The sequence below is a fragment of the Eisenbergiella tayi genome, from assembly GCF_001881565.1.
GTDB lineage: Bacteria > Bacillota > Clostridia > Lachnospirales > Lachnospiraceae > Eisenbergiella > Eisenbergiella tayi.
On record NZ_MPDJ01000001.1, the window covers coordinates 1,031,934 to 1,056,702 of the forward strand.

Annotated in this window: 20 protein-coding genes; all 20 read right to left on the reverse strand. The window is 47.3% G+C overall.

The window, feature by feature from the left end; all coding sequences use genetic code 11:
* Positions 1–28: 28 nt before the first annotated feature.
* Entirely contained in the window at positions 29–862 is an 834-nt protein-coding gene (locus tag BLA28_RS04255) for an undecaprenyl-diphosphate phosphatase (RefSeq protein WP_171902325.1), read from the reverse strand.
* Between the two features lie 29 nt (positions 863–891).
* Positions 892–1,788, reverse strand: coding sequence for a patatin-like phospholipase family protein (locus tag BLA28_RS04260; RefSeq protein WP_242878328.1), 897 nt, complete (start codon positions 1,786–1,788; stop codon positions 892–894).
* Positions 1,772–2,968, reverse strand: a complete 1,197-nt coding sequence (locus tag BLA28_RS04265) for a pyridoxal phosphate-dependent aminotransferase (protein ID WP_069156116.1) — start codon at positions 2,966–2,968, stop codon at positions 1,772–1,774. Before BLA28_RS04265 ends, BLA28_RS04260 begins: the two co-directional genes overlap by 17 nt.
* A gap of 604 nt (positions 2,969–3,572) precedes the next feature.
* Positions 3,573–4,355 (reverse strand): adenosylcobinamide-GDP ribazoletransferase, encoded by a 783-nt coding sequence (locus tag BLA28_RS04270; protein ID WP_069151705.1) that lies wholly within the window; start codon positions 4,353–4,355, stop codon positions 3,573–3,575.
* 60 nt (positions 4,356–4,415) lie between these two features.
* On the reverse strand, positions 4,416–5,609 hold the full coding sequence (locus BLA28_RS04275; protein WP_081365576.1) for a DUF3048 domain-containing protein: 1,194 nt from the start codon (positions 5,607–5,609) through the stop codon (positions 4,416–4,418).
* Between the two features lie 169 nt (positions 5,610–5,778).
* A complete protein-coding gene (locus BLA28_RS04280; protein ID WP_069156117.1) occupies positions 5,779–7,410 on the reverse strand; it encodes a putative polysaccharide biosynthesis protein in 1,632 nt (543 codons plus the stop codon).
* A 25-nt stretch (positions 7,411–7,435) separates the two neighbouring features.
* Entirely contained in the window at positions 7,436–8,536 is a 1,101-nt protein-coding gene (locus BLA28_RS04285; protein WP_069156118.1) for an alginate O-acetyltransferase AlgX-related protein, read from the reverse strand.
* 83 nt (positions 8,537–8,619) lie between these two features.
* Positions 8,620–10,032, reverse strand: a complete 1,413-nt coding sequence (locus tag BLA28_RS04290) for an MBOAT family O-acyltransferase (RefSeq protein ID WP_069156119.1) — start codon at positions 10,030–10,032, stop codon at positions 8,620–8,622.
* A gap of 89 nt (positions 10,033–10,121) precedes the next feature.
* The gene (locus BLA28_RS04295; protein ID WP_069156120.1) at positions 10,122–10,847 is read right to left on the reverse strand and encodes a tRNA threonylcarbamoyladenosine dehydratase; all 726 of its coding nucleotides are present in this window, start codon (positions 10,845–10,847) and stop codon (positions 10,122–10,124) included.
* 534 nt (positions 10,848–11,381) lie between these two features.
* A complete protein-coding gene (locus BLA28_RS04300; protein WP_044971812.1) occupies positions 11,382–11,621 on the reverse strand; it encodes an HPr family phosphocarrier protein in 240 nt (79 codons plus the stop codon).
* 550 nt (positions 11,622–12,171) lie between these two features.
* Complete coding sequence (locus tag BLA28_RS04310) at positions 12,172–12,777, reverse strand: cytidylate kinase-like family protein (protein ID WP_009251501.1); 606 nt, start codon at positions 12,775–12,777, stop codon at positions 12,172–12,174.
* Between the two features lie 17 nt (positions 12,778–12,794).
* Positions 12,795–14,633 (reverse strand): ABC transporter ATP-binding protein, encoded by a 1,839-nt coding sequence (locus BLA28_RS04315; RefSeq protein ID WP_069156122.1) that lies wholly within the window; start codon positions 14,631–14,633, stop codon positions 12,795–12,797.
* Complete coding sequence (locus tag BLA28_RS04320) at positions 14,630–16,780, reverse strand: ABC transporter ATP-binding protein (RefSeq protein ID WP_069156123.1); 2,151 nt, start codon at positions 16,778–16,780, stop codon at positions 14,630–14,632. The genes BLA28_RS04315 and BLA28_RS04320 overlap by 4 nt, the downstream gene beginning before the upstream one ends.
* A 34-nt stretch (positions 16,781–16,814) precedes the next feature.
* Entirely contained in the window at positions 16,815–17,282 is a 468-nt protein-coding gene (locus BLA28_RS04325; protein ID WP_050018857.1) for a MarR family winged helix-turn-helix transcriptional regulator, read from the reverse strand.
* A 351-nt stretch (positions 17,283–17,633) separates the two neighbouring features.
* Positions 17,634–18,419 carry an HAD-IIB family hydrolase gene (locus BLA28_RS04330; protein ID WP_069156125.1) on the reverse strand — a complete coding sequence of 262 codons (786 nt, stop codon included), beginning with the start codon at positions 18,417–18,419 and terminating at the stop codon, positions 17,634–17,636.
* Positions 18,416–19,750: a hemolysin family protein gene (locus BLA28_RS04335; protein ID WP_069156126.1), complete on the reverse strand. Its 1,335-nt coding sequence runs from the start codon at positions 19,748–19,750 to the stop codon at positions 18,416–18,418. The genes BLA28_RS04330 and BLA28_RS04335 overlap by 4 nt, the downstream gene beginning before the upstream one ends.
* Positions 19,751–20,049: 299 nt before the next feature.
* Positions 20,050–21,114, reverse strand: coding sequence for a hypothetical protein (locus BLA28_RS04340; RefSeq protein WP_069156127.1), 1,065 nt, complete (start codon positions 21,112–21,114; stop codon positions 20,050–20,052).
* A 39-nt stretch (positions 21,115–21,153) separates the two neighbouring features.
* Positions 21,154–22,038 carry a carbohydrate ABC transporter permease gene (locus tag BLA28_RS04345; RefSeq protein ID WP_081329903.1) on the reverse strand — a complete coding sequence of 295 codons (885 nt, stop codon included), beginning with the start codon at positions 22,036–22,038 and terminating at the stop codon, positions 21,154–21,156.
* A gap of 45 nt (positions 22,039–22,083) precedes the next feature.
* A complete protein-coding gene (locus BLA28_RS04350; RefSeq protein ID WP_069156603.1) occupies positions 22,084–22,989 on the reverse strand; it encodes an ABC transporter permease in 906 nt (301 codons plus the stop codon).
* A 101-nt stretch (positions 22,990–23,090) separates the two neighbouring features.
* Positions 23,091–24,758 carry an extracellular solute-binding protein gene (locus BLA28_RS04355; RefSeq protein ID WP_069156129.1) on the reverse strand — a complete coding sequence of 556 codons (1,668 nt, stop codon included), beginning with the start codon at positions 24,756–24,758 and terminating at the stop codon, positions 23,091–23,093.
* Between the last annotated feature and the right edge of the window lie 11 nt (positions 24,759–24,769).

Here is a 24,769-nt window from a genome sequence, read left to right on the forward strand (position 1 = left end):
AGTAGTCTCCATTCCGCCGCCCTGATATTTATGCGGCAATCAGATAGAAATAAACAAGGACAACAATTCCCAGCACAATCCGGTACCAGCCGAACACCTTGAAATCATGCTTTTTAATATAGCCCATCAGGAAGGAAATAACCCCCATGGACACGGCAAAAGCCACCACCATGCCGACTATCAGCAGGGAGGCCTCCGTCATGGTAAAGTGGAAGCCAAACTTCACCAGCTTCAGAAGGCTGGCCCCGAACATGACCGGAATAGCAAGAAAGAAAGTGAATTCAGCGGCTATCACTCTGCTGACCCCTATCAGCAGCGCTCCTACAATTGTGGCGCCGGAACGGGAGGTTCCGGGAAAAATTGCCGCAATCAGCTGGAACAGGCCGATAATCAGGGCATCCTTACAGGTAAGGGCCGCCAGGCTGTTGACCTTGGGTGTTTTCCCTTTATTCCAGTTTTCAATGATGATAAAGGCAGCACCGAACAGAATCAGCATAATTGCCACCGTAGTCGCATTATACAAATAAGGTTCTATTATGTCATCCAGAAAAATTCCGTAAATCATGGCCGGTATACAGGCTATGAGAATCTTAAACCACATCACAAAAATATCTGTTTTGATAATGCTCTTTTTCCGTTTTCTTCCCAGGTCAAAGGGGAAAATTTTATTCCAGAACAGTACTACCACCGCCATGATGGCGCCCAGCTGTATGACAACGAGGAACATTTCCCAGAATTCAGGGGATACATCCAGTGTCACGAATTCATTGAGCAGGATCATATGCCCCGTACTGCTGATGGGCAGCCATTCCGTGATTCCTTCCACAATGCCGAACAAAACAGACTTTAAAATTTCAATCATAAATATTCTCCATTATTTCCATATTAGCTTTACGCTCCGTTTTCCAGGTAATGCATCAGGTCATCATAGCAGTCCCTGGCATCCTGATAGCCTTCTTCGTATAGCATACGAAGCTTTTCTTTATCTTTTTCAATCCTGCCGATGCCGCTTGCCTTCTTCGGGCGTATTACGAAAGCCTGGCCGTTAGCCACCTGGGCATCCAGGTAATCCAGCATATTGTTATAGGCAATATGCCTGTTGGCCATCAGCTCATAGATTTTGGGATATCTGGCATAACGCAGCTTCATTATGCCGAGATGGGAGGCAGGCTGTCTTCGGTATCCCACTTCCTTGGTAAGCACCACCACATTTTTCCGGTTGCCGTCCACAATGGAATGCATGATGGGGACACTGTCGGACAGGCCGCCGTCCAGGTAAAGCTTATCCCCGATCTTTACATTTCGGGAAACCAGCGGAAGGGATGCGGAGGCCCTCACTGCTATGATATCCCTGTTCATTTCCTTCAGCCTGAGATATTCGGGCTGTCCTGTTTCTATATTGGTAACTACCGCATAGGCTTTTCCTTTGTAAGCGTTAAAGGCTTCATAATCATAGGGATTCAGCCGGTTGGGAATATCGTCATAGCACATTTTTACCCCGAACAAATCCCCCGTTGTCAATACATTATATGCACTGCAGTAATGTTTATCATCCAGATAATCCACACTGACTGCATAAGCCCGGCCTCTCTGACGTGACAGATAGCTGCACAGATTACATGCTCCTGCCGACACTCCATAGCAATTGGAAAATTCTATATCCTTATCAAGAAAAAAATCCAATACCCCTGAAGTATAAACTCCTTTCATTCCTCCGCCTTCTAAAACTAATCCTGCCTGATACATACTGTCCACCTCCGCTTGTCGTTCGTCAACCTCTGTTACCATACTCCTCTTTTACAAATTTCCGCAGCGCCGGCAATGAGCGCTCCACCTTTTCCGTGTCAATACAATAAGCCATCCTGAAATACCCGGGGCATCCGAAGGTATCGCCGGGTACCAGAATCAAATCATATTTCAGAGCCTTCTGACAGAAAATTCCGGCATCCTCCTCCAGCGCCTTGGGGAATATGTAAAAGGTTCCGCCGGGTTTCACACAGGTAAAGCCCAGCTCTGTCAGGCAATCATACAGCAGGTTCCTGTTGGTTTCATATACAGACAGATCCGCCGTCTTATCCAGGACCCTGGAAACCGCCAGCTGGATTATGGAAGGCGGGCAGTTATGCCCGATCCCCCTGGAAATCTGGCCGCACATATTTACAATGGTTTCCGCATCCCTGCAGGCAGGGTTCACTGCCACATAGCCTATTCTTTCTCCCGGAAGGGACAGGGACTTGGAATAGGAATAACAGGAAATGGTGTTGTCATAATAACCGGATACATAAGGAACCTTTACTCCTGCAAATGCAATTTCCCGGTAGGGTTCATCCGATATGATAAAAATGTCGTGCCCGTACTCTTTTTCCTTTTCCCGGAGGATACCGGCAAGATGCTCAATGGTTTCTTCGGAATAAACCACGCCGGAAGGATTATTGGGCGAATTAATCAGCACCGCCATCACTTTTTCATTGAGCATCTCTTCAAATGCTACAAAATTAATCTGGAAGCTGTCTGTATCCGCAGGGACGATTTTCAGGACAGCTCCGGTAAGGTTTACATAAGGATTGTATTCCGGGAAATACGGCGCAAAGGTGAGGATCTCATCCCCGGGCTGTGTGACCGCCCGATAGGCATGAGCCAAAGCTCCCGCCGCCCCGGATGCCATGAAGATATGCTCCGGTCCGTAATTCATTCCGAATCTTTCATTCAGAGACTGTGCAATTTTGGCCCTTACAGAAGGGATTCCCAGACTCGGACTGTATCCATGCAGTTCCATGGGATTGTCATTCTGAAGCATTTCTATCATGCAGTCTGTAAATTCCTGCGGTACGGGTACGGAAGGGTTTCCCAGACTGTAGTCAAATACGTTCTCATAACCGATTTCTTCTCCACGCTTGGCGGCGAATTCAGACAAGGTACGGATGACTGATTTCCCGCTCAGCATAGCTTTGTATTGCTCTGATACCATATTTCCCTCCAAACTGCCTTTCGGCGCTGATGTGTTTTTTATCCCGATTATTGTATCACAGGGGGGAGGGGGTTACAATAGTAACCTTGTAGCCTCTCGGAAGGGCGCACGGAGGCGCTTTTCCTCCACGGCCCTGGCGAATTATGTCCCCGGCGGGTGGGATTGGTGGTGCTGGGTGCAGTTGAGGAAATGGGATATTACTAACTGTTCTGTGTGCCCCATATGCTGTCGGCGCGGCTTGAACTCCTCACGCGCCGACTTTCAGTCGTTCGCGTTCGTCAGACAGCGCCGCTAGGGGCGGACAGTATATGGGGCACACAGAGCAGTAAGTAATATCTCCATTTTCTCATATGCACCCAGCTCCACCAATCCCACCCGCCGGGGACATAATTCGCGGGGCCGTGGAGGAAAAGCGCCTCCGTGCTGGAGTAGATTGGCTGGGGGAGGGGAAAAAAGACTGGAGGGCCGATGGGGTATCGGGGGGCCAGTCTTTTGGATGTTGGATGATTAAGTTTTTTATGTAAATTAGAATAATTTCAAATAGTAGTGAGTTTATTTTTGTTGATGTCGGTGTTGGTGTTTGGGCTTAGGCTGGTGCAATGCTTTAGAGGCTGGTGAAGTCTGTGGGCATGCGGTAGACTAAGAGGGCCATGAGGGGGATTAGGATTTCGCAGACCTGGACGAAGAAGCTGGCTATGTCTTCGGTGATGCCGCCGAAGTGTTTGTAGGCTACCCAGCAGTAGTAGAGGAATGCGATGGCGGCGCCTGCGAGGCAGGCGAGGCCTACGGTTAGGTTCATGCGGAGCATGAAGAAGGCGCAGGCGGCGGTGTAGAGGATGAGGATGGCGGCCACTGCTGTCTTGGCTTTGCCTTCCGGGACGTAGAGGGAGCATTTGCTGGTCTGGGAATGGCGGAGGAAGATGATGGAGAGGCCGTAGAGGGTTCTGGAGAGGATGAAGCCGAGGGCTACTACTGGCCATCCGTCTATGGGCATTTCACTCCAGAGTCCTACTATAATAAGGAAGTAGCTGACGCAGGTGATGATGGCAAAGTAGCCGCTGTGGGAGTCCTGCAGGATTTCCAGTTTGCCTTTTCTGGGCTGATGGGAGGACAGAGCGTCAACCGTGCGGAAAAATCCGTCCATGAAGGCTCCGCTGGAGAGGAGGAGGGGGATCATTACGCAGACTACGGAACGGAGGAATTCATAGTCGAGCAGGTAGGGATGGACTATCCTCCATTCGGTAATTAAAAAAGCAATAACAGCTCCGACCCAGGGGACAAAGCAAAGGATGTATTTGGTATTTTCTTTTGTTTTGTCAATCTGGCGGGCAGGTATTATGGAATACATGGAAAAAGCTAAACGAAAACTGTTCCAAATCTGTTTCATGCTGCTGCTCCTGTCTCTTTGGTATTTGTAGCTGTTCAGTACCTTCACAGTTACTGGTATTTATTCTATAACCACATCATCGGCATATTCGTCCCATATCAGGCATATCCAGGTTTTGCCCTGGCTGAGCTGGATGGGATCGCCGTTTTTATCCACATAGTATGCGGGATCGGTGTCTGCATAGCGGGACCAGGTGCCTTCGGTCATTTTTCCCTGGGTGAAAACCTGTACTTTCATGTTATTGTCACCGTGGCAGCCGAAGGCGAGGTAGTCGTTTGCATCCCTCACTTCTCCGTAGCAGTATTGGAATATGACGTTGTCGTAGGACAGCTGTTCTCCGGTGCTTTCGTCAATGTGGGGGCCGCCGTATTGGAAGCGGTAGTATTTTCCGTCTTTCTCGTTGTATTCAAAGTAAGCCTGTACCTTGCTGAAGCCGTTGGGCAGGTCTTTCTCTTTTCCTCCGGGATAGAGGAGAAGGGCCTTTTGTCCGCTGCTGTTGTTGGGCTTCTGTCCGTCCGGGGCAAAGGCAAATTTGGGTTTATGGGTATCATGGTAGGTCTGGCTGTAGCCGAATTTATCAATATCCTTCTGAAGGCCTTTGATATCTACGTAAACGTTATGGGGGGCCTTCCTTTTGGAGGTGCGCAGGAAGGTGCTTGCGGCAGGATGGTCTATGCCTGCAACGGCGCCGCTGATGTTGTCCACGCGATCACTGTTAAGCAGCTCTCCCACATAGGGGGTTGCCTGTCCGAAGTGGGCGTAAATGGCATCGAATTCCAGGGCGCAGTAGACAAAGTAGTCACGGCTGCTTCTTATATATCCAATTTGGTCCATGTCCTGGTAATTTTCAAAAATACCCATTAATCTGGTAATACGGCCCTCCACTGGGGCTTCGTATATGATGGAGGCCTGGGAAATGCCTGTCTGGGGGGTTCCTTCAATGATGTTATTGAGCATTACGGCAAGGGGACGCCTGTTTACTTCGCCGGGATCCATTTTTTCTCCGGTGAGGAAGCTGTGCTGGCCGTCATTCTGTACCTTCAGGGACTCTTCCTCATGGGTGAGCGATCCGGTTTCATTGGCTTCCGCCTGTTCGCTGGCGCTGACGGAGGAAGACTGTCCGGGGGTTTCTGTTTCGGCAGGCTGTTCCTGTTTTTTCCCGCAGCCCGCAAGAAGCGCTGCTCCCAACAGTAACACGGCTAAAAAAGCGGTTGCCCGGTATTTCATCCCTTTTACTATCTGGATTTTTTTCATGTGTTTCTCCTAAAAAAACGATTCCCGGCGAAGGTTTCTTCCCATTCGCCCGGTTTCTGTGATTTTCCTGTTAGCGGTTATTCGGTTTTGCATTTTTCGACATAAAGTCCATAAATTCTATGATATTGTACTGCGCAGATCAATGAAAGTCCAGTAATTTATGAAATTCTTAATGAATTAAACGGCATTTTTCTGCGACTCTGACAAACAAAGTTCCCTTGGGCAGTGCCAGGAGATCTTTTCTTCCGACGGCTCCCATTTTGATGGTGAGGACAAAGTATATGGGGACCGCAACAAGGATCGCGGCGGCCAGGCATACTACATTCATATGGATGAGCAGGTACAGGCCATGGTAAACGCCAAAGGCAGCGACGCCCATGAGAATGGCGGCCCATCCGGGGAGCAGGAAGGTTTTAATGATTTCCTGCTTGTATTTCAGTTCCTTCTTTACAGAGATACCGTTCAAAATGCACATAAGGAAGGAGTATAGCACTGTGGCAATAACCAGGGTATAAAGCCCTAAATCAGTGGTCAGCAGCAGAGGAACCAGTACCACGGTCTGGATGACCAGGGCTACCGCAGCATTGACTACGGGCAGGTTCACTTTGCCGATTCCCTGCAGAACCGCGTTGCTGATTGTGGAAAGAGCGTAGAAAATAATGCTTATGCTCATGGCCGCAAGCAGGTAGGATACGGTATCCACCGACGCCTTCTGGGGATATAAAAGCAGGGTGACCGGCTTGGCCAGTACCGTCAGGCCTACGGCGGAGGGAATGGAGAGAAACATGGTTGTTTTGATTGCCGTTCCGATTCTTCTGTTGGTTCCCGCGATGTCTCCCTGTGCGAAGCTACCCGAAATTCCGGGGATCATGGCAGAGGACATGGCGGAAGCAATGGCGATGGGGATATTGGATATCTGCTTGGCCTTGCCGCTGAACAGGCCGTACTGTGTGTAAGCCTCGGCTTCAGTGAAGCCTTTTACATGCTCCATAATCCTCGTATATATAGTAAGGTTGAGAGAAGTATTAAAGTTATAGATAAAGGTGCTCAGGATGACCGGTGTCACCATGGTAATGATGATTTTGTAAACCTCACCGGTGGATAAAACCTGGGAAGAATTATCTCTCTTCACCTTACGGTTGATATATTCCTTATTCAGCAAGAACACGCCCAGCATGAAAAGCAGGGCTATTATTACGCCGGATCCGGTGCCGATAGCACTTCCCGACGCGCCATATACGGCCTGGGTAGTTGTGTCGGAATCTGATACGGCCTTTATCAGAAGAAATGCCGCCAGGATACTGACTACCGCATTGAGTATCTGCTCCACTATCTGGGAAAATGAGGTGGGCACCATGGTTCCGTGTGCCTGGAAATATCCTCTCAGGACCCCCAGAAGCCCGGAGAAGAAAATGGTTGGGGCAAAAATGCGCAGTACCGGAATGGAATTGCCTCCCACCAGCAGGCCCGCGCCGAAGAAGGTAAAAAGGCTCGCCAAGCCGCCTACCACCACTACATAGCCGATGGCGCAGCGGAATATTTTCTGGGCGTTCCGGTATTCCTTCAGCGCCAGTCTCTGGGCGATGACCTTGGAGATCGCAGAAGGAATACTATAGGAAGAAACAAGAAGTATGATCGTATAGATCTCGTAGGCGGAAGAATAATATCCGTTACCTTCATCCCCGATAACGGCGGCCAGCGGGCTTCTGTATAAAATTCCTATAATCCGGCAGATAATTCCCGCGGCTGCAAGGATCCCTGCCTGCATGACAAAGTTATTGCTGTTTTTCTTTTTCCCCATATATTAACCACCTGTTAAAAAATGCTTACTCAGAAAGGCGGAAGGAAAGCAGGGCATCCAGCCTTCTTTCCACAACCTCATAAACAAAAATATCCGGCTGCTGTTCATCGATCATCGACTGTTCAAAACATCCGTTCCAATGCGGCATATAGGTATATGCGAAATTGGAGGCAAGCACAGGGGCCATTCCGCCTGCAAAGGAATCCCTTACAAGGAAAAGCCGTCTTCTGTCCGGTGAGTCCGACTGGTATATCAGTTCTGTGGCATCAATAGCCTGGATAACCGCCAGATTGTTGGTGGGGTATCCGGTCACATCATAGCTGACCTCAGCCGGCTTGTTCTTTTTATAATAGTCTCTCAGATTCATCATATTCGCCAGATCATATCCTGAGAAGTCATTGGGGGTAATCGTCAGTTCTTCCACCTGAGGGACCTGAATGCCCAGTTCCTGCAGAAGGGCTTTGGCTCCGATATAAGCTCCCAGATAGTTCCAGTGGGTATCGTAGTGCCAATACAGATCATATTGATCCTTGTAGGCCATCAGTTCTTCTTTCGGGTATACAATACGGATTCCCGTCTCTTCGCGCAGATAAGAAATAACCTGCTCCGCCCGGGTCTGTTCTCCTCTTTTCCTGATATAGTCAGGAAGATTGTCCGAATAGATTTCTTCTTTATTAGAAGGAATCATGAGGATAAATTCAATCCCTCTGGCTTCCAGATAGGCTTTGGTGCTCAGAATATTATCCTTTATCAGCTCCAGCTGATCCCGGGTATACAGATTGGTTCCCTTATAATCTTCAATACTTCCCTCATCCGTAAAAAACAACCAGTTATTTTTTCCCAGCACCACGCTGGAGGATGAGGAATCCCGGAAAACATTCATACTCAGAATGCTGTTCGCTTCTATCATCTGGCTTCTGAAGGCCAGGTGATCGTTATAATAGCTGCTATATTCGGAGGCAAAGGTCTGCAGGTTATCCCGGGAGAGAACCGGTTTCTCCGCCAGCTGCCTGTTTTCCGTATTTTCCGTATTTATATAAGGTTCTGCAAAATGATATATGATTCCCGGCCCTATAACCAGCAGGGCAAATACAATGATCCACGCCGCCGCCTTCTTTTTCGTCATGTGCCGCTCCTTTCGTATCTCGTTCCCTATCTTAAGAAAAAATCACGCTTGCAGCCGTGATGGTACCCGACAGCTGCACATACTTAAAAGTTCATGTAAATAAACGCACTGTAGGTACTGCTTACCATAAGCATTACGCTGTAGACAAGAAGCAGCATGCAGAAAACCAGTTCCGCGGTGCTGTTTTTGAATTTTTCTGTCCGGGGCATGATCTTAACTGCCGCTTTCTGCAGCAGGCCGCAGCCCAGAATACCGCAGGCCGCCATAAAAAAGGCTCTGTTGGTCACAAGCTCCTGTACGGCGTAGCCGGATGCGGTATACATCCAGGGGAGGAACATCCGCTTCAGATATTGAAGAGTCAGCCCCACATCCCCTACCCGGAAGAAGGTCCAGCCCACGCACAGCACCAGGATGGTATAAACATGCTTCACCACTTTTGTTTTTTCCAGTATTTTCCCCAGCCCCAGACGTTCCAGGACCATAAAAAATCCATGGAAAATCCCCCAGCAGATAAAATCCCAGCTGGCGCCGTGCCACAGGCCGGTGGCAATAAAAATAATGGATATATTAATATAGGTCCTTACCTTGCCCTTCCGGTTTCCTCCCAGGGGGAAATACAGATATTCACGGAACCAGGAGGTCAGGGAAATATGCCACCTGCGCCAGAAATCGGTTATGGTAGAGGCAATATAAGGATAATTGAAGTTTTCCGTCAGATGGAAGCCAAACATTTTTCCCAGCCCCACCGCCATGTCGGAATAGCCTGAAAAATCATAATACAGCTGCAGGGAATAAAAAATAATGGCAACCCAGGCAAGCACACCATTTATGTTTCCCAAATCCAGCCCATATATCCGATCCACGCAGGCTCCCAGCGTATCCGCAATAATGACCTTTTTCGCCAGTCCATATACAAAACGACGGATTCCTTCGCCCATAAGCGTCAGACTCTGCTGCCGCTGTGTCAGCTGTTTTTCAAAGTCCCTGTATTTTTCAATGGGGCCCTGTGTTATTTTCGGGAAAAAGGAAAAATAAAGCGCCATATTCAGGACATTTTTCTGGGCCGGATATTTTTTCTTATACAGATCTATCAGATAGGTCATAGCCTGGAAGGTAAAAAAGGACACACCTAAAGGCAGGGCAATGTCCTTCATTGACAATAGCTCCCTGCCGAATATCTTGTTTAATGTATTAATGAAGAAATTGAAATATTTATAATAGCCCAGGATTCCCAGATTTACCAGGATTCCGGCGATAAGAATGAATTTCCTTCTCCCCTGGCCCTGTATTCCGTCCATAAAAAGCCCCAACGCATAATTAGCCAGTATGGAAACCAGAAGCAGCCACATATATCTGGGTTCGCCCCATGCATAAAACAGCAGACTGGCAGCCAGCAGCAGGATATTCTGAAGCTTCCTGCTCTTTCCCGCAATTTTATCCAATATAAATACTATGGGCAGAAAAGCCCACAAAAATATCATCGAGCTGAATACCATTCTTTTTTCTCCGTCTTCTTTTGTGCTTCCCGAAATATCCGTTTACAGCCATTCGCCTTCTACTTATTATAAACGGTAGACGACATTTTTCAAACCTTTTTTATGAGATCACGAATGACCTCCCCGGCCGCAATCAGTCCGGCCACGCTGGGGACAAAGGAAACGCTCCCGGGAACGGAACGTCTGCGGGATGTGGAATCCTCTTCCGTCATAAGGCTTTTCTCCGGTTTCCGTGCCTCTTCTCTGGAATACACCACCTTCAGATCTTGAATTCCCCTGGCCTTCAGCTCTCTGCGCATAACCCTGGCAAGAGGGCACACGCTTGTCTGATAGATATCTGTCACCTCAAAGCGGGTGGGCTCCAGCTTATTGCCGGCTCCCATACTGCTGATAACCGGTACACCGGCCTCCTTTGCCCGCACCACCAGTTCCAGCTTTGCCGTCACCGTATCCACCGCATCCACCACATAACTATAGGAAGAAAAATCAAATTCGTCCGCGTTTTCCGGCAGGAAAAAGCATTCCCGTGTTTCCACCGCCGCCTGGGGATTGATCGAAAGAATACGCTCCTTCATCACCTGCGTTTTATACCTGCCCACCGTATCCAGGGTCGCTATAATCTGCCGGTTCAGGTTAGACAGCGCCACCTTATCATTATCCACCAGAAGGAAATACCCCACGCCGCTTCGTGCCAGCGCCTCCACAGTAAAGCCTCCCACGCCTCCGATTCCGAATACCGCCACTTTGGATCGGCTTAATTTATCGATTCCTTCCTCTCCCAGAAGAAGGGCTGTTCTTACAAATTGCTCCTGCATTCACTTTTACCTCACTGTATTTCCGAATCCATATAAAGGGAATGGACTTCATTATACCATTGTCCCTTTAAATCTGTCTATGCATTCATGTACAGTTGATGTATGGAGGGGCGTTCCCCCTTCACCCCCGCGGGCCCTCTGCACGTCCCTTTCCCTTCGGCCCCTTCCTGCGCCTTCCCTTCTCCGGCTGCTTTGGCCCGGGTGAGATGCTGGCGGCTGATTCAGCCTCAAAAAAGGGATATTTCTAACTGTTCTGCATTTCCTGTCTGTGGTCAACGCGGCTGAACTCCTCCCTTTGGTCGTCAAACAGTCGCCGCTAAGAGCGGACCACAGACAGGAAATGCAGAACAGTAAGAAATAATCACCTTTTTATCCGATGAACCTGCCGCCAGCATCTCACCCGGGCCGGAGCAGCCGGAGAAGGGAAGGCGCAGGAAGGGGCCGAAGGGAAAGAGGGCGTGCAGAGGGCCCGCGGGGGTGAAGGGGGAACTTATGTAGCCGTTAGCGGCAGATGGTTATCATGTCCGTCTGCCGTTATTTTTTTACCATGTATTCATGCAGGGCTGTCAGGAGCTGGTTTTCTTCTCCTTTGGGGTTTATCAGTTTTAGTTCCAGTGATTTTCCGGTTCCCAGGGCGCATACTCCAAGGATCGATTTGGCGTCTACTGTGTAGCTGCCCATGGCTAAATCGTATTCGCCGTCAAATTTTCTTATGGTGTTTACGAATTTCCATACTTCATCCGCATTGTCAAAACATATTTTTACTGATTCCATACTTAAATCCTTTCCTTATATTAATTATTTTCCTGATTTTTTACTTTGTAGAACGATGTAGCTAAAGTTTTTCCCTTTTTTTCTGAAATATACATTTTTTTAACATAATAAATAAGAAAATAATCACGATTGAATCGCGATTCAATTGCGATATAATATTTCAAGAAATATAAGGAGGGCGGTATGGAATTCGTGTCTATCGGGGGATTGGTAAAAGGGATTACATTGCCGGACATTATGCATGGTATATCACAGTCAAGAAACATGGTCCTTGCAAATGTCTTTTACAGGCTGTAACTTATTGAAAGCAGGGTTTTAGATTTATTTGAGTCCAAAAAGGAAATCACACGCAGAGACGTAGAATTGTTATTAGGATGTTCCGGTTTCCCGGCCAGAAAAATTCTTAATTCCTTGCTGTCACAGGGAAAGATCCGTGTAACAGGAAAAGCCAAGGCAACAAAATATGTTATAAATCCCTGAAAACATCAAGATCCAAACAGGCTGGCTTTCCCATGAAAACCAGCCTGTATTTTGTATATCCTATTTCCCCTTAAATCCGCACAGCTCTTTCTATCAGTTCAACACACCTGTCGTATCCCAGTGCGGAGCTGTTCATGCACAGGTCGTAATTCAGGGGATCTCCCCATTCTTTTTCCGCATACATTTTATAGTAGTCTCTGCGCTGTTTGTCTTTCATGTGTATATAGGAATCTGCATCAGTCATGGGAATATTGTCGATTTGGTTGGCACGTTCCCTTCTTTCCGCCATGGATGAGGCGTATATGAATACGTTCAGGCTCCTTCGTTTTTCCTTCAGTATCTCTCCTGCGCAGCGGCCGATAAATATGCAGGGGCCTTCCATGCTCAGGCGGCGGATGGTCTCCGCCTGGGCCTGGTAAATACGGTAAGGCAGCATCCCCCGGTCATTTCCCCGGAAATTTTCCACCGCAGCAGCCACAGAGTAAAGAAGGCTTCTGTTGACTTTCTCGTCGTTAGCTTTCACTTCTTCCGGATTAAGACCGTATTTTTCCGCCGCCAGCATAAGAAGCTGCCCGTCATAAAAGGGGATCCCCAGCTTCTCCGACAGCCGTTTGCCTATCTCGCGGCCGCCGCTGGCATATTGACGTTCTATAGTAATTGTTCTCAGATTTCCCATTTTTCATTTCTCCTTTTCTATGCCGTTGCATCCACGAACTGCGAATTGTAAAGCTCTGCATAGAAGCCGTTCTTTGCAAGGAGTTCTTCATGCTTGCCCTGTTCGATGATATCGCCGTCTTTCATAACCAGAATCAAATCCGCATCGCGGATGGTGGAAAGTCTGTGAGCAATAACAAAGCTGGTTCTTCCTTCCATCAGACGATTCATGGCCTTCTGGATCTGCTGCTCCGTTCTGGTATCTACGGAGCTGGTCGCTTCATCAAGTATCATTATCTTATTATCCGCCAGTATGGCACGGGCGATGGTAAGAAGCTGTTTCTGCCCCTGGGAAACGTTGCTGGCGTCTTCATTAAGCTCCATCTGATAGCCTCCCGGCAGCGTCTGGATAAAGTGATGGGCGTGCGCGGCTTTGGCCGCCTGGATGACTTCTTCATCCGTGGCGTCCAGACGGCCGTACCGGATATTTTCCATAATGGTCCCCTTAAACAGCCAGGTGTCCTGAAGTACCATTCCGAAAATCTCACGCAGCTCGCTGCGGTTGAAATCGCGTACATTGGAGCCGTCCACCAGGATAGCGCCGCTGTTCACATCGTAAAAACGCATCAGGAGCTTCACCATTGTGGTTTTTCCTGCGCCGGTAGGCCCTACGATGGCTACGGTCTGGCCGGGCTTCACGGAACAGTTAAAGTTATGGATAATAATTTTATCCGGATTATAACCGAATACTACGTTCTGGAAGTCAACTCTGCCCTGAGGGAATTCCAGATGGACAGGGTTCTCCACATTCTGTACCTCTTCTTCCTCTTCCAGGAATTCAAAAACGCGTTCTGCGGCGGCGGCAGTTGACTGCAGCATATTGGAAACCTGCGCCAGCTGGGTAATAGGCTGGGTAAAGTTCCTTACATACTGGATAAATGCCTGGATGTCACCTACGGTGATTGTTCCGCGCACAGCCAGCATACTTCCCACAACAGCTACGGACACATAACCCAGGTTTCCCACAAAGGTCATGATAGGCTGCATCAATCCTGAAAGGAACTGGGATTTCCATGCGGACTGGTAAAGGATATTGTTGGTGTCATGGAAGGTCTGTTCCACGTCCTCTTCTTTATTATAGGCCTTTACGATATTATGTCCGCTGTATACCTCTTCCACCTGGCCGTTGATTTCGCCCAGATATTTTTGCTGTGCAACGAAGAATTTCTGTGATTTTTTTACTACGAATCCTATCAGTCCCGCTGATATCGGAAGAATGACAATTGCTATCAGGGTCATCAGAGGGCTGATACTCAGCATCATGATCAGTACACCCACCATGGTGGTCAGGGAGGTGATCAGCTGGGTAACGCTCTGGTTAAGGCTCTGTCCCAGCGTATCCACATCATTGGTGATACGGGACAGTACCTCGCCCACGGTCCTGCTTTCAAAATACTTCATGGGCATCCGGTTGATCTTGGAACAGATTTCCTCACGGAAACGGTAGGCCAGCCTTTGGGAGATACCGGTCATAATCAGTCCCTGTATGAAGGAAAGGACTGCGCTCAGTACATACAGCCCCAAAAGAAGGAGCAAAATCTGTCCTATTTTTTCAAAATTAATGCTGCCGGTTCCGGAGACCTTGGCTACAAGTCCGTTAAACAGCTCCGTCGTAGCCTTACCGGAGATCTTGGGTCCGATGATTCCGAACACGGTACTGCCGATCGCAAAAAATAATACGGCGACAAATGCGGGCCAATAGCTGCCCATATATTTCACAAGTTTTTTTATGGTGCCTTTAAAATCCTTGGCCTTTTCGCCGCCCATCCGGGCGCCGGGGCCATGCATCCTTACCGGTCTTCTCTGATTCTCACTCATGATGCGCTTCCTCCTTTCAGCTCTGCCTCAGACAGCTGGGAACGGGCAATTTCCTGGTATGCTTCACAGGATGCCAGCAGTTCTTCATGGGTTCCGATACCGGCTATCTTTCCTTCATCCAGCACAATGATCTGGTTGGCATGGAGGATTGTGCTGATACGCTGTGCCACGATAATGATTGTGGCATCGGCAATTTTGTCATGAAGGGCTTTCCGCAGTACCATATCCGTCTTGTAATCAAGGGCGGAAAAGCTGTCATCAAACAGGAAAATCTTCGGATTCTTTGCAATGGCCCTGGCAATGGACAGACGCTGCTTCTGTCCGCCGGATACATTGCTGCCGCCCTGGGCGATAGGGCTTTCATAGCCCTCCGGCTTACTGTCGATAAATTCAGTTGCCTGGGCAATATCCGCCGCCTGCTCCATCATTTCATCTGTAATATAGGAACCGCCGTATTTGATGTTGGATTCGATGTCACCTGAGAACAGGTTCGCTTTCTGAGGCACAAAGCCCAGTATGCTTCTCAGCTTATGCTGGGACATTTCACGGATATCAACACCGTCTATCGTAATTTTTCCTTCTGTCACATCATAAAAACGGGGAATCAGATGCATCAGCGTGGATTTTCCGCAGCCGGTGCTTCCTATGATCGCCGTCGTTTCTCCCGGCTTCGCGGTAAAGCTGATCTTTTCCAGTGCATCCGCTTTGGCCCCGTCATAACGGAAGGAAACATCCTCAAAGGAAAGTTCTCCCTTTACCTGGGACAACTGAGCATCCTTTACAGAAGGCGCATCATGTATGGTAGGCTCCGTATCGAGAACCTCCTGGATCCTTTCCGCCGCCACGCCTGCACGGGGGAGCATAACGGAAATCATTGTGATCATGAGGAATGCCATGACAATCTGCATGGTGTAGGTAATGAATGCCATCATATCGCCTACCTGCAGGTTTCCGGCATCAATCCCTTTTCCGCCGAACCAGATAATCATGACGGTGATGCAGTTCATGATCATCATCATCATGGGCATCATGAACGTCATAACCCGGTTGGTAAACAGCTGTGTTTTCATCAGATCCTTATTGGCTGTTTCAAAACGGTCTTCCTCAAACTTTTCCCGGCTGAAGGCACGTATTACGGAAACACCTGTAAGGATTTCCCTGGATACCAGATTCAGACGGTCAACCAAAGACTGCATTTTCTTGAATTTGGGCATGGCGATCCGCATCAGCACAAGAACCACTGCGGAAATAGCCACTACCGCCACTCCGATAATCCATCCCAGGCCGGTTCTGGTACTCATAACCTTGACAATGCCTCCGATACCAATGATAGGGGCATACAGTACCATACGAAGCAGCATAACCTCTACCATCTGCACCTGCTGGATATCGTTGGTGCTTCGTGTAATGAGGGAAGCTATGGAGAACTTATTCAGTTCGTTATTGGAAAAGGATACCACCTTGGTAAATACCTTTCCCCGCAGATCCATACCGATTTTAGCAGCTGTCCTTGAGGATAAAAGGCCTGCAAGTATGGCGGCCGCCATCATGAGCAGCGTAAGGCCGAGCATTTTGGCCCCTGTGGAAAGCAGGTAGTTCATCTGCACCTGATTCAGATCCATACCCATAGCTTCATATTCCTTCTGGATAAAAAGAATTGCCTTCTGGGTAATGATGGAATCGCTCATATCCCCCATTTCCTCTACAGCCTCATCCTTCATCGTGGTAAGCTTGGTATCGTCCATTCCCTGGGCAGCTATCATCCCCTTCAGACTGTCCATATCCGTCATCCCTGATTCCTGGACAGAACTCAGTATAACCATGGGCATTCCGAAATCATTATTAAGACGATCAATCGTCTCTTTATCCGAGGTATTCAGCTCATATATACCGTCAACCAGATCATAGGCCTGAAGTACTTCGTTTTTCTCATCGGCTGTCATAAACAGGCCCAGGCTGTCAAGGGTTTCTTCCCTCATTTTATCAGGCACCGCATTTTCTATGCCTCCCTGCTGAATTCCCACATCCACGATATCAGAAGTATAGGAAGGCAGTGCCAGATCGCAGTACGCCTGGCCAATCAGAAGCAGAATAATGAGCAGAACAGTCACCTTATGCTCGCCCAAATGTTTAAACAATTTCCACATTCTTTCAGTTTCTCCTTTCAGATGCTGTTATTAATTAAGATGTTTCTCCATAAAACACAGGTATGTTTTTCTCCATAAGGTCCACTAATTCCCCCCATAGTTCCAGGAACGTTTCCATCTTTTCTTCTCCCATTTCCTTCAGGACCCAATCGATATAATCCGTACACGTCTTCCAGGCCTGCAGTCTGGCATCCTCTCCTTCATCAGTCAGACAGACGTAGGTTTTCCTTCTGTTCTTTTTATCTACCATCCGTACCGCCAGCCCCTTTTCTTCCACAGACTTCAATGTCCGGGACATGGCGGGAGGAGACATGTAGGAACATCTCGCCAGTTCGGAAACCCCGATGCCGTGTTCGTCAGGATGGTTCTTCATATATCTATGAACCATTTGCAGTGTAATAAACTCTCCATGAGTAATGTTCCCCAGGCGGATTCCCATATTCACCTTCCCGTACCGGAAAGTCGTACGAAGCAAAGCACTGCGCATCTCATCCGTCGTCATTCTTTCTCTCCTTTCGCGGCTGTTGGCTGCACCTGATTGCGGAAGAAGCTGTAGCTTCTCCGCCGGAAGGTATCTCCCCGCCGGCATTTTTCTTTGGCAGCCGCATACCGAAATGTGTTTTGCAAGGACAACATTTAACAATGTTAATAATTGTTATAGTTAAAGATTATAGCCCTGAGAGCTTGTAATTACAATATACTTTTTAGAAAAAAAGTATAAAAAATATATAAAAAATCCGTCACTTCGTACAGGAAAAAGTTCTCCAACCCGATTTATATCGGTTTGGAGAACCTATAAAACGAAATAACGGCTTTCGTATATTCCACTGATTTCTCAAAGCATGTATATATTTTATGAAAGAAGCTCCAGATATTCCAACGCTCGTTTCAGGCCGTCTTCACTGATATCTGCCGTCACGAAATCCGCGGCTTCCTTCAGCGCACTGACCCCATTTCCCATGGCAATCCCCACACCTGCTGCCTGTATCATTTCCAGGTCATTCATGCTGTCGCCCACCGCCGCTGTTTCTGCAAAGCCCAGCCCCCAATGCTCCAGCAAAAGAGTGAGACCATACGCCTTGGAAAGATAAGAGGGGATAACATCCGCCCCTCCCGTAATTTCATTCATGAGCGGCGTCCGCAGCCCGGGGAAATTTTCCGCTATCAGCCGGGCCGCTTCCACGGTATCATCCAGGTACAGCGCATGCATGGGAATTTCATAAAGCATTCCTGCATCGTAAAGCTCCCTGCGGAAAAGCTGCTCCTTTCCCTTCCATCTGGACAACTGTTTTTCCGGATTGGTCGTATACCATTTCCCTTCATACAGGCCACCCAGACAAAGCTCATGGGTATAGGCAAAATCAAGAACCTCCTTCTGCAGCTTCGGATCCAGGAAGGTCTCCTTTAACACCAGCCCTTCCGACTCCACCATGGAACCGTTGGAATGTATGATTCCGTCAGGCTTAATCAGCTCTTTTATTGGAGCATTCCACACATCATTGAAGAATCGTCCGCTTGCCAGGACAATTCTGCACTTTCCTCTTACGGCCTCCAGGGCCTTTTCCGCACTTTCCGGTATTTTACCGGCCCTGTGGTCAAAAACCGTATTATCATAATCCAGACAAAGTACTTTTATCATTTCTGCTCCTCCTCTGCTGCCTCCCTTTTTCGGATCAGGGCCGTCTCAATCCGCTGGTCCCTGATTTTTTCCACATGGATATCCAGCCCGTTCACCTGCACGTCAAACTGGCTGCCGTCTGCAGGAATTGTGCGGAGGCAGCTGTATACCATGCCTCCCACCGTATCATAATCCGGATCCTCCGGCAGTTCAATATCAAGCGCCTCAGCCAGCTCCTCAATATCAGTCCCTCCGGAAACCTGCCAGAGATTATTTTCCAGCTGTACAATCTCCGGCTGCTGAGCCGGATCAAACTCATCATATATATTTCCCACAATTTCTTCCAGCAAATCCTCCATGGTAATAATTCCCGCCGTCTGGCCGTATTCATCAATGACGATGGCAATGTGTACCTTATTGGTCTGCATATCACGGAAAAGGTCATCCGCATGAACCGTGTCAGGTACCAGATAGGCTTCCCGCAGCAGCTCCCTTATCTGCCCGGGCTCATCGCCGGCCCTGTTGAGCAGATAATCCCTTGCATTCATAATTCCGACAATATCATTGATATCCTCGTCATATACCGGGTATCTGGACAGGCCGGTTTCCCGGATGGTACGCATGATCACTTCGTCTTCCTCCTCCAGAGAAAAGGCAACCACATCGGCCTCTCTTGTCATGGCGTCCCTTACAGAAATATCATCGAACCGGAATACATTCTGTATCCATTCCTGTTCCTCCTGATCGATAGTGCCCTTCTCACCGCCCAGTTCCACCATCATGCGTATTTCCTCTTCCGTAACAGAATCCTCTTCCGCCTCTGTTTTCATATGAAGGATACGTAAGACCGTGTTGGTGGAAAAGGACAGGAACCAGATGACCGGCTTCATGGCCACCGCCACACCGGATATCACTCCGCTACTGAACTTCGCCACCTCCAGAGACTTCTGCATGGCGATCCTCTTGGGTACCAGTTCCCCGAAAATAAGGGTGAAATACGCCAGGATAATGGTAATTACCACCACAGATATGGTATCCAGCGCCGCTTCCGGTATTCCATGAAAGCCGATATCCTCGTATACCCATTTTACCAGATATTCGGAAAAATTATCCGCGGCAAAGGCACTTCCCAGAAAACCGGCCATGGTGATGCCTACCTGTATGGTGGAAAGGAAGGAAGCCGGTTCCTCTACCAGCTTCAGCAGCCGGCCGGCCTTTTTATCCCCTTCCTCCTCAAGCCTGCGCAGCTTCGTCCCATTCAGGGAAACCACCGCAATTTCCGCGGCAGCAAAAAATGCATTCAATAAAATAAGAATAACCTGTAAAAGCAATTGTCTTGGTATTGATGTCAAAATAAATCTCTCCTTTTTTCTCTGTTGTTCAGGACGGTTTCCCGTCCTCCCTCTTTGCCGTCCTGCGGCAGCGCTTTTACCCCGAAAAGCACAAAAAGACACAGCCTGTCAAGCTGATGCTAACAGGCTATGCCCTTAAAAGGTTTTCGTATTTTATTCAAATAATGATTCGTTTCCCCCTCAGGGTCCGCGTCTTCCATGAAAGACCTTTCCTTTCTCTGCATATCTTCGATGAAAATATTATAAAGAAAATATACCGTATATGTCAAGGAAAGTGCCGGCTTCCTACTATTAATTTTTTATAAAAATGATTCTGCCGGTTCATAACCGGAATGTTCCACCGTATCTGCTATCACCAGCCGTCTGCCTCCGGTAATTTCAATTGCCTGCTTAATGCCCATCCCTTCACATGGATTCAGATAGATCATCTGATCCTCACGCAGCCTATCATAGTATTCTTTCAAATCCCAGGCTGCCCTGTCATTTAGCTGGACTGCCTTCAAATGCGGCATATTTCTCAATACTTCCAAAAGATGAGTGTGCGAACCGCAGAAATGTATCATACCGCCGTCAGGATATACAGCTAGCAGTTTATCATCCAACGGCATAATAAATTCCTCATATAACGATGCGGAAAGAAGCTGAGTGGTACAGCCGCATAGCTGACCATAGCCCGGCGGCTGAGTACGGTTCCAGGAGATAACCGGCTGAAGCTGGCAAGCCGGAATATGCTCCCGATACCATTGATGGATTTCACATAATAAATCATTGATTATTCCCAGATCATGGGCTGCGGCCTCTGGCTCTGTCAGCATGGCTACCAAAATTTCTTCCCCATATAAATTAGTTGCAATATTCAGGGCACTCGCAATGGTTGGCAGCCCGAATAACGGAAGCCCTACTTTTGCCTCTGTAAATGCCGACGCCGCTCTTCGGGCGAGCTCCCATGTTTTATTATTTTCAAGATCCGGCCTCTCCAGGCATCCTACCTCCTGATCCAGATAATGGTTATACCATTGGCCGCCCTGGAAGAAAACCTCCGCCCCCATTATTTTATCAATAAAATGCACTCCGTAAAATGGAGGTTCAATACACAAGGGAACGAACATTTCTTCATTTTTTATACAATTTACTTTACCGGCCAGATCCTCCAGCGCCCTGTTAACCCATACTTCCGGTTCTTCATATAAAAGATCGGCATCGGCATTACCAATAACTCCGTTCAGCGCCAAGAAATGGGTGTCCAGAAAGGGATCTCCCTTTCCGTCAAACAGATTCCGCATCCTTGCGAACCATTCATCCCTGACCGCAATGCAAGTTTCGTCATTCAGAATTTTCCCGGCGTATTCACTTAATTTTTCCATATTCCCTCCTTATAAATTCCCTGCATTACCAGCAGGTTCTCAGCCCTTTACCGCGCCGACCATGACACCTTTTACAAAATATTTTTGAAGAAAAGGATATACGCATAAGATAGGCAACGTGGCAATTACAGTTGTACAGTATTTTACCAGCTGTTTATATTTATCCATTTCAGACAAATCCATCACCATGGAAGAAGCCGCATTGGATGTATTCGCAATCAATATCTCCCTTAGAATCAGCTGTAATGGAAATTTATCTCTGTCCTTGATGTAGAGCATGGCATTAAACCAGGAATTCCAGTGTCCTACTATGTAATAAAGCACAAGCACCGCGAGGGTCGGCTTCACAAGCGGAACGATGAGTTTGCAGAGGATCACAATATCATTTGCACCGTCAATCCTTGCGGATTCCACCAGGCTTTCCGGGAGGCCGGAAATGGTGGTCCTCAGTATGATAAGATTCCATGTATTGATTGCTACAGGAAGAATCAATGCAAACAGACTGTCAATTAAACCCAGGTTTTTTATTAATATATAAGTAGGGATGAGCCCCCCGCTGAAAAACATAGTAAAAACAAAAAACAAGTTAAGGAACCGATAGGTATACATCTCTTTTCTGGAAAGTGCATACGCCCCTAAAACCGTCATTACCATATTAATCAAAGTACCAAGTACTACTATTACAGCCGTATTCATATAGCCTGTAAATATTCCTTTATAGCTAAGAGCAACATCATACCCCTTTAGAGTAAAGCCCAGGGGCTTAAATAATAATCCCGTATGCTGAACCAGTCTCAGCGGATCACTGAATGAGGCAAAAATTATATATAAAATAGGATACAGGCATAAAACAGCAACAATCCCCAGAAAAAGTTCCATAGCCAGGTTTCCCAAAATATAAGACGCTTTTTTCTTTCTTTTCATCATATTCTCCCTGAGCCTTCCGGCTGCTCATTTACAGTTTCCCATTTACCACAGGCTCTCATCCGTAGCTTTTTTGCTCAGCCAGTTAGCCAGTACTAAAAAAGCGAAATTTATGAGAGAATTAAATAAACCAACTGCTGCTGCATAGCTGTAGTTTGCCTCAAGAATACCTCTTCTGTATACATAAGAGGAAATTACATCCGCCGTTTCATAGGTCAGCGGATTATAGAGCAGAATAACCTTTTCAAAGCCAACTGTCATGATATTCCCCAGACGAAGAATAAACATTATCACAATCGTAGGCACAAGCCCCGGCAGCGTCACGTGAATCAGCCGTTTCATCCTGCCGCAGCCATCCACATATGCAGCGTCATACAGCTCCTCATTTATTCCCATAATTGCCGCCATATAGATGATACTGTTCCATCCGGCATACTGCCACAGATTCGTTATAACAAATATGGGTTTAAACAGCCAGGGATTCTGCAGAAGGTTATTCGGTTCAAAACCTATAAACGCCAGAATATCATTGATCACGCCTTCCGTGGCACAAAAATCCACTACAATCCCGCAAAGCACCACTAACGAAACGAAGTTAGGCATATACAGCATCGTCTGGACCGTATTCTTAAATTTTTTACCCGTTATTTCATTCAGCAGCAAGGCAAGGATAATCGGAGCCGGAAAACCTATAATAATGTCGTATACATTCAGCATAAAAGTATTGCGCATCAATCGGACGAAATACATATCCTTAAAAAAATCAAGAAAATATTTGAATCCAACCCAATCACTCCCAAATATTCCCTTTCTCGGCGCATAATCCTTAAAAGCCATTATAAGGCCGCCCATCGGCACATAACAGAAAATGATATAATAGGCCAGCACAGGAATCAGCATCAAATAAACATATTTATATTTTTTGATATCTTTTATTAATTTCTCCGGCATAAATTTTGATCTCCCTCCTGTCAGATAGGAACCCGGACGCTGCAGCCGTTTTCTTTCTGCCGGCTGCAGCGTCCGCAAATATCCGAATTCCTATTCTTAAATTATCTGTTATTATATCTTTCCAGCGCCGCCTGCTGGTATGATATGGCTGTTTCGATTTCCAGCTTTTTCATGTCACTGACATAAGAATCAAATTCATCCAGGCTTTTTGTTCCCATGATAAACTGCAGCACGGCAGTATCCTGGTATGTCTGTATCTGGTTCATAATCCGGGCGTATTCCTTCCCTTCTTCTGCGTTCAAGGTTGTCATTGGAATATTCAGGCCCGTATCCGCCTCTTCTGTCAATGCCTTTCTGATTTCGGCATTCTGCATATCCAAAGCGGGATTCCCTTCATGTTCAAATCTGATAAAAGGCCCCATATGGGTTTTAAATGTGAGAATAGCATCCAGGACAGGATAGTCCGGATTATTCAGCATCTTGTCCGTATATTCTACAAGAGGGTATTCTATTCCGTTATAAGTCACCGTTTCCCCTGTAAGATTATATGTCTCTCCTTCAATACCATAGTTATAAAGCATATAGCCTTCTTTGGTATATCCATAATTAAGGAATTTTACCGCAGCCTCCGGATTTTTACAGGCTGTTGTAATCGAATAGCTGAACTGGGGTCTTACCTGGTAATTTGTAAGGCGGTAATTAACCCTCTCTCCCTCTTTCAGCACAGGATATCCGCCGGTCATGATAGGAGACACCCCATTCATCCAGGAACCTACCGTATCGGGGCTATGGATTATCATGCCTGAACCCCCTGTCGTCATCATACGTTTCATGGCATCGTCATCTCTTGTGGAAAAATCTTTGTCAATCAGACCTTTTTCATACCAGTCATTCATGAGCTTCAGATATTCCTTAAACTCGCTCTGAACAGGGCCATATTTTACGGTTCCGTTTTCCTGATAAAAACCAGGACCAATCCCCCATGCCGTCATAAACACACCGGAAAATCCGTCGATACCTGTTTTAGGAAGTATCAGAGGGCTCTGTGCCCCTTTCTTTTCTTTAAACTGAGTAAGCACATTCTCATACTGTTCCATCGTATAAGGCCTTTCCAGCCCTAACTCTTCCATCCAGTCCTGTCGTATCAGGATCCCGTTATAGCACCATTCTTCATAAGGTGATATGGCATAAAATGCAGTTAAATTCCCATTATCTGTATAAAAATCCTTCTGCTGCTCTTTTACAACAACCTTTTCTATTGCTTCTTTATAATCAGGCGCATAGGTATCAATCAGATCATCCAGCGGGATAATGATTTCATCCTCCACATATTTATCCCTGCCTCCGATAAACAATCCATCCCCTCCCCATCCGGTACAGATAATGTCCGGAAGGCTGTCCGATGCTATCATCAGATTAAACTGCTCTGTTTCTTCTCCTGCCGGCGGATGAATAAAAGTTAATTTTACCCCGGTTTCCTCCTGCACCTTCTGCCAGACTTCATTATCATCATAAGTCATTGTCTTTCCCACCCAATAAATAGGCGCCCAGATTGTCAGTTCCACTCCTTCTAATGATAATTCTTCAAAAGCATTGCCGGAAGACGCTGCTGTTTCCTGTCCGCTTTCTTCCTTCTTTGTTTCTTCAGGTGCCTTGGATGGTGTCTCCTCAGCCGGACTGCCGCATCCGGCGGTTCCCATAAGCAATGCAAGGGAAGCCGTTAAAGCCAGTCCTTTTTTCAGCCAACTCTTTTTCCTGTAGAATCCCATTCTTATCCCTC

Bases quoted from the DNA above. Each gene is read 5' to 3' on its own strand.
- BLA28_RS04255 (WP_171902325.1), bottom strand. From the start codon at position 862: ATGATTGAAATTTTAAAGTCTGTTTTGTTCGGCATTGTGGAAGGAATC.
- BLA28_RS04260 (WP_242878328.1), bottom strand. From the start codon at position 1,788: ATGGTAACAGAGGTTGACGAACGACAAGCGGAGGTGGACAGTATGTAT.
- BLA28_RS04265 (WP_069156116.1), bottom strand. From the start codon at position 2,968: ATGGTATCAGAGCAATACAAAGCTATGCTGAGCGGGAAATCAGTCATC.
- BLA28_RS04270 (WP_069151705.1), bottom strand. From the start codon at position 4,355: ATGAAACAGATTTGGAACAGTTTTCGTTTAGCTTTTTCCATGTATTCC.
- BLA28_RS04275 (WP_081365576.1), bottom strand. From the start codon at position 5,609: ATGAAAAAAATCCAGATAGTAAAAGGGATGAAATACCGGGCAACCGCT.
- BLA28_RS04280 (WP_069156117.1), bottom strand. From the start codon at position 7,410: ATGGGGAAAAAGAAAAACAGCAATAACTTTGTCATGCAGGCAGGGATC.
- BLA28_RS04285 (WP_069156118.1), bottom strand. From the start codon at position 8,536: ATGACGAAAAAGAAGGCGGCGGCGTGGATCATTGTATTTGCCCTGCTG.
- BLA28_RS04290 (WP_069156119.1), bottom strand. From the start codon at position 10,032: ATGGTATTCAGCTCGATGATATTTTTGTGGGCTTTTCTGCCCATAGTA.
- BLA28_RS04295 (WP_069156120.1), bottom strand. From the start codon at position 10,847: ATGCAGGAGCAATTTGTAAGAACAGCCCTTCTTCTGGGAGAGGAAGGA.
- BLA28_RS04300 (WP_044971812.1), bottom strand. From the start codon at position 11,621: ATGGAATCAGTAAAAATATGTTTTGACAATGCGGATGAAGTATGGAAA.
- BLA28_RS04310 (WP_009251501.1), bottom strand. From the start codon at position 12,777: ATGGGAAATCTGAGAACAATTACTATAGAACGTCAATATGCCAGCGGC.
- BLA28_RS04315 (WP_069156122.1), bottom strand. From the start codon at position 14,633: ATGAGTGAGAATCAGAGAAGACCGGTAAGGATGCATGGCCCCGGCGCC.
- BLA28_RS04320 (WP_069156123.1), bottom strand. From the start codon at position 16,780: ATGTGGAAATTGTTTAAACATTTGGGCGAGCATAAGGTGACTGTTCTG.
- BLA28_RS04325 (WP_050018857.1), bottom strand. From the start codon at position 17,282: ATGACGACGGATGAGATGCGCAGTGCTTTGCTTCGTACGACTTTCCGG.
- BLA28_RS04330 (WP_069156125.1), bottom strand. From the start codon at position 18,419: ATGATAAAAGTACTTTGTCTGGATTATGATAATACGGTTTTTGACCAC.
- BLA28_RS04340 (WP_069156127.1), bottom strand. From the start codon at position 21,114: ATGGAAAAATTAAGTGAATACGCCGGGAAAATTCTGAATGACGAAACT.
- BLA28_RS04345 (WP_081329903.1), bottom strand. From the start codon at position 22,038: ATGAAAAGAAAGAAAAAAGCGTCTTATATTTTGGGAAACCTGGCTATG.
- BLA28_RS04350 (WP_069156603.1), bottom strand. From the start codon at position 22,989: ATGCCGGAGAAATTAATAAAAGATATCAAAAAATATAAATATGTTTAT.
- BLA28_RS04355 (WP_069156129.1), bottom strand. From the start codon at position 24,758: ATGGGATTCTACAGGAAAAAGAGTTGGCTGAAAAAAGGACTGGCTTTA.